Source organism: Bradyrhizobium sp. P5_C11_2, from assembly GCF_054049755.1.
Genome location: NZ_JBFULT010000615.1, coordinates 1 through 4,284, shown reverse-complemented (window position 1 = coordinate 4,284; position 4,284 = coordinate 1). Strand labels below are relative to the sequence as shown.

At 63.3% G+C, this 4,284-nt stretch carries 4 protein-coding genes and 1 pseudogene; 1 reads left to right on the top strand and 4 read right to left on the bottom strand.

What is annotated here, in order from left to right; all coding sequences use genetic code 11:
- Positions 1-256, bottom strand: a pseudogene (locus ACXJL8_RS35315) (MarR family transcriptional regulator); the annotation flags it as partial.
- Positions 257-661: 405 nt separating this feature from the next.
- Between ACXJL8_RS35315 and ACXJL8_RS35310 the strand changes: the two are divergent.
- Positions 662-2,218 carry a porin gene (locus tag ACXJL8_RS35310; protein WP_456620212.1) on the top strand — a complete coding sequence of 519 codons (1,557 nt, stop codon included), beginning with the start codon at positions 662-664 and terminating at the stop codon, positions 2,216-2,218.
- Positions 2,219-2,486: 268 nt separating this feature from the next.
- Here the strand turns inward: ACXJL8_RS35310 and ACXJL8_RS35305 are convergent, their stop codons facing one another.
- From ACXJL8_RS35305 to ACXJL8_RS35295, 3 genes are all read right to left on the bottom strand, one after another.
- The gene (locus ACXJL8_RS35305) at positions 2,487-2,975 is read right to left on the bottom strand and encodes a GcrA family cell cycle regulator (RefSeq protein WP_456620211.1); all 489 of its coding nucleotides are present in this window, start codon (positions 2,973-2,975) and stop codon (positions 2,487-2,489) included.
- Between the two features lie 72 nt (positions 2,976-3,047).
- Positions 3,048-3,245 carry a hypothetical protein gene (locus ACXJL8_RS35300; protein ID WP_007603456.1) on the bottom strand — a complete coding sequence of 66 codons (198 nt, stop codon included), beginning with the start codon at positions 3,243-3,245 and terminating at the stop codon, positions 3,048-3,050.
- Between the two features lie 200 nt (positions 3,246-3,445).
- Positions 3,446-4,284, bottom strand: an 839-nt coding sequence (locus ACXJL8_RS35295; RefSeq protein WP_456686484.1) for an acetamidase/formamidase family protein, incomplete at its 5' end; no start/stop codon positions are given.

The window sequence follows — 4,284 nt, the reverse complement described above, 5'->3', positions numbered from 1 at the left end:
GGGTGGTGACGAAGGAGGGATCGACGTGGAGGAGCTTGGAGACCATATTGACGGGAATGCCGTCGTCCTTGTCGAGGTCGGAGATGGCCATCAGGATCAGCCATTGCGGACCGCTGATGCCGAGCGTCCGGGCCCAGAACTGACGCAGCTCCTCCAGATACATGTTGATCGACGATATCTCCCAGGTGAAGCGCCTGATGATATCCAGATTGCCGATGGAGCGGAGGCGCGCTCCTTCTTTCCTCGTCGCGGACACAGCGTCACTCCCGTGATCTGATTCATTCCGATCGGTGTGGTGCAAGGCCATAGTCCACGCAAGCCTGCTCTGACGCAAGTGCAGAGCAGGGTAATTTTGTCACTAAAATTACAAACATGATCTTCTCAGCCGTTTGGCCCGGCCCGGGTGTTGCGCCAAGGGCACAGGTTTAGTGAAACCACAAAGCTTACCAAATAAACTATTTTGATTAGTGGAACGGCGCAGGCATATTGGCCCGTGACGGTGGGGGGTACTCATTCGTCCCGTTGCAGGTGGTTCGCTCACGTCCCTCGCGTCTCAAGCGGGTGCGTCCGAAAGCGCGAAGCGGCCGAGCGGATTTCAAGAGACGGGGATCTGGGGGGCCTCACGGTCCAGTCTCCGCAAATGAGCAACTTGGAGGTTTATATGAAAGTGGTGAAGAGCCTTTTGCTCGGCACTGCGGCGGGTCTGATCGCCGTCGGTGGAGCTCAGGCGGCTGATCTTCCGGTCAAGGCCAAGGCGGTCGAGTACGTGAAGATCTGCTCGCTCTACGGCGCGGGTTTCTACTACATCCCGGGCAGCGACACCTGCATCAAGCTGGGCGGCTATCTGCGTGCCGAAGTCGCCCTCAACGCCGGCGGCAACTACAGCGCCCAGTACAACGGCGTGTTCGCGGCGAACAACCGCCTGACTAACTACTACTCGATGCGCGCTCGTGAAGACCTCAACATCGACACGCGCACCGCGACCGAATACGGCGTGGTCCGCACCTATTTCGATGCGGTCTTCACCTGGACGACCGGCAACTATGTCGGCACCGGTTCGGGAACGGGCGCCACCCAGTACAGCGGCACGCTCGGTCTCAACGCTGCGGGCACGGGCCTCGTCGGTTCGGGCAGCGGCAACGTCAACGGCACCGACGGTAACCTCTCGGGCGGTTCGCTCGGCGTCTACTACGCCTTCATCCAGTTCGCCGGCTTCACCATGGGTAAGTCGGTGTCGCAGTTCGATGCGCCCTGGATCAACTATCCCGGCAACAACTTCGACCAGCTGGTCGGCGGCAGCGGCACCACCAACGGCGTCACCCAGTTCACCTACACGGCCGATTTCGGCCAGGGCGTGACGGCCGCGTTCTCGGCGCAGGATCAGACTCAGGTCTTCCAGACCAACATCTGGAATACCGCCGGCATGACCACCGCCAACGTCCTCGGCGGCGCCTACGGCTCGAACGACCTCGGCGGCACCCGCTCTCCCGACCTCGTCGGCATGGTCCGCGTCGACCAGGCCTGGGGTCTGTTCCAGGCCTCGGTTGCCGCGCACGACAACCATGTCGGCTACTACGGCGCGAGCGAAGTCACGGGTCACCCCGAAGACAAGTGGGGATGGGCCGTTCAGCTCGCTCTGCAAATCAAGAACATCCCGACCGGTGCCGGCGACGTGATCAACGTCTCGGGCGTCTACACCGACGGCGCGAGCCGCTACAACTTCCAGGAGCTGGCAGCGACCAGCTACTCGATGTTCGGCAGCTCCAGCGGCGCGTATCAGAGCATCGGCTTCGCCGGCGTGTCTGACGCGGTGTTCGCTCCCGGCGGCGGTCTCGAGCTGACCAAGACCTACGGCTTCCGCGGTGCCTACACCCACAACTGGAGCCCGTACTGGAACACGGCGCTCTACGGCGCGTGGGCTGCGGTCAACTACAGCGGCACGGCGAAGGGCCTGATCTGCGGCAGCGCTGCGTTCGCGACCCTGACCGGCACCTGCAACCCGGACTTCAACATCGGCCAGGTGGGCGTCATCACCCGCTGGACGCCGGTGAAGAACCTGACCTTCTCGGCCGACTTCACCTACAGCCATCTCGACCAGAAGTACTCGGGCGTGATCACGACCCCGGCGCTCACGAGCGTTGCCAAGCCTGCGGCCACGTATGAGCTGAAGGACCAGGACACCTACAGCCTGCTGCTGCGCGCCCAGCGCAACTGGTAAGCTCGGGGTCTTCGGACTTGACCAGGCCCCGGCGAGAAATCGCCGGGGCTTTCTTGCGAGGAGGGGCCTTCGGAAAACCCGGCGGCCCGTGCAGACGACGAAGACGAGCTATGCGATTCGATCGTCCTCAAGCTTATTTACTTACCTGACTTACTAAGCTATATAGCTTTCAGCCGATTACGAAAGTCACGGCTCTTAGCTTGATGCTAAGCCTCCAGAAACCTCCGGTAGTGCCCTGCCGGAGGTTTTTCGTTTCGGGAGTGCAGCGTCAGCCGCGCATCATGCGGGCGCGCGAATTCGGCCGGTAGGCGAGGCGGCTGTGGCCGGCGCAATAGGGCTGGCCGTCGGGCGCGATATTGCCGCAGAAGCAGAAATCCTCCGCGCCCGGCGTCGAGATCGGCCAGCGGCAGCGGTTCTCGGACAGCTCCAGCAGCGAGCAGCGGTTGGCATCGTCGATCGGCCCCACGACCGCGGGCGCGGCGGTCTCGCCATAGAGCGTGGCAAGCATTTCATATTGCAGTCGCGGCACCGCCTTGGGCGCGCGTGCCTGCGCGAGGCTCCTGTCGAGCTTGCGCTCGTCGGTCGACCTGCCGCGCGTCAGATTGAGCCGGGACAGCTTGCCGATCACGGCGTTGCGGCTGACGCCGATATCGGCTGCGATCTCGCGGCAGGACAGCCCGGCCTCGAAGTGCTGTTTCAGAAGTTCGATTCGTTCGTCGGTCCAGGTCTGTGAAGAAGTCGTTGCAAGAACAGGCATGTGTAACGGTCCCAGGTTGCAGATGTCGGCCACCCGCCAGCGAGATCCGTCCGCCTCACGTTCGGCGCGCGTTCACGTCCTGCCATTGTCGCGGATCGACAGAAGCCCGTCCTTGATGGCGAGACGGATGCCTTCCTCGATCAATGTCCGCGCGACGCCGGGAACGCTGGTGCCGTGGGTGCCCTGTCTCACCAGTTTTTCGAGATAGGTGATGGTCGAGAGCGCCAGGGTTACGGGAATGCGGTCAGTCTCGGCTTTTTCGGTGGCCATGGCCCGAACGCTAGCCTCTTACTCGTGTACACAAAAGTAACGATTAAGACTCTATTTAGGTTCAGGGGTGGAAGTCAAATCCGGGCCATGCCGGTGTTTCAGCCCATTGGAATCGCTTGAAAAAATCGGCGTAGCGCGGCGCGCCGCGCCGGAGACCGGGCGGCGGCGGAGCGTGGACTGGTCGGGGAAGGCGGGGGCGGTCAGCCGTGCACGATCGCCTTTTCGATCATGCAATGGATGCCCTTGGAGCCGTTGACGGTCTGCGTCACCCGCAGATCGGCGGCCAGGCTGCACAGCGTGTAGGCGTCCTCGCGCGACAGGTTTCGCGTCTCGCCGAGCAGCGCGATCATGTCGCGCAAGGCCCGCACCACGCACTGGTCGAGGTCCGGATCCATCGCCATGGTCATGTAATGCGTCGGCGTTTCGGCGCGGGGATAATCGAGTCCCAGGTCCTTGCGGAGCGTCAGGCGGAAGCGGCCTTGCAGTGCGGTCTCGATCGCGGTGACGCAGACCTCGCCGTCGCCTTGCACGCCATGGCCGTCGCCGCAGGAGAACAGCGCGCCCGGAACGAACACCGGCAGATACAATGTCGCGCCCGCGCCGAGTTCCTTGTTGTCGAGATTGCCGCCCATCGCGCGCGGAACGAGCGAGGAGATGCGGCCCCAGGCCGGCGGTGGCGAAACGCCCATGACGCCGAAGAACGGTTTGAGCGGCAGGTCGAGCCCCCAGGGCATGCGGCCGACCATCCGGCTCCGGTCCAGCGGGATATTGAGGATGCGCGTCTCGTGGAAATCGTCGGGCAGGGTGCCGGACAACGGCTTGATCATGTTCCAGCCCCAATCCTGCCGGAGCTGGACGTCGAGGATCTCGACCGCGAGCACATCGCCGGGCTCGGCGCCCTCGACCGCGATCGGGCCAGTCAGGATGTGGCCGGGCAGCATGCRCTCGCTTCTGGCATGAACCTCGTGCATTTCCGGCGGAATGTGAAATTTGTCGCGGTCGGGCAGCATGTCGGGGCCGCCGCTGATGGTGTCGACGG

Excerpts from the sequence above, each read along its gene's own strand:
- ACXJL8_RS35305 (WP_456620211.1), bottom strand. The coding sequence starts at position 2,975 with ATGCCTGTTCTTGCAACGACTTCTTCACAGACCTGGACCGACGAACGA.
- ACXJL8_RS35310 (WP_456620212.1), top strand. The coding sequence starts at position 662 with ATGAAAGTGGTGAAGAGCCTTTTGCTCGGCACTGCGGCGGGTCTGATC.
- ACXJL8_RS35300 (WP_007603456.1), bottom strand. The coding sequence starts at position 3,245 with ATGGCCACCGAAAAAGCCGAGACTGACCGCATTCCCGTAACCCTGGCG.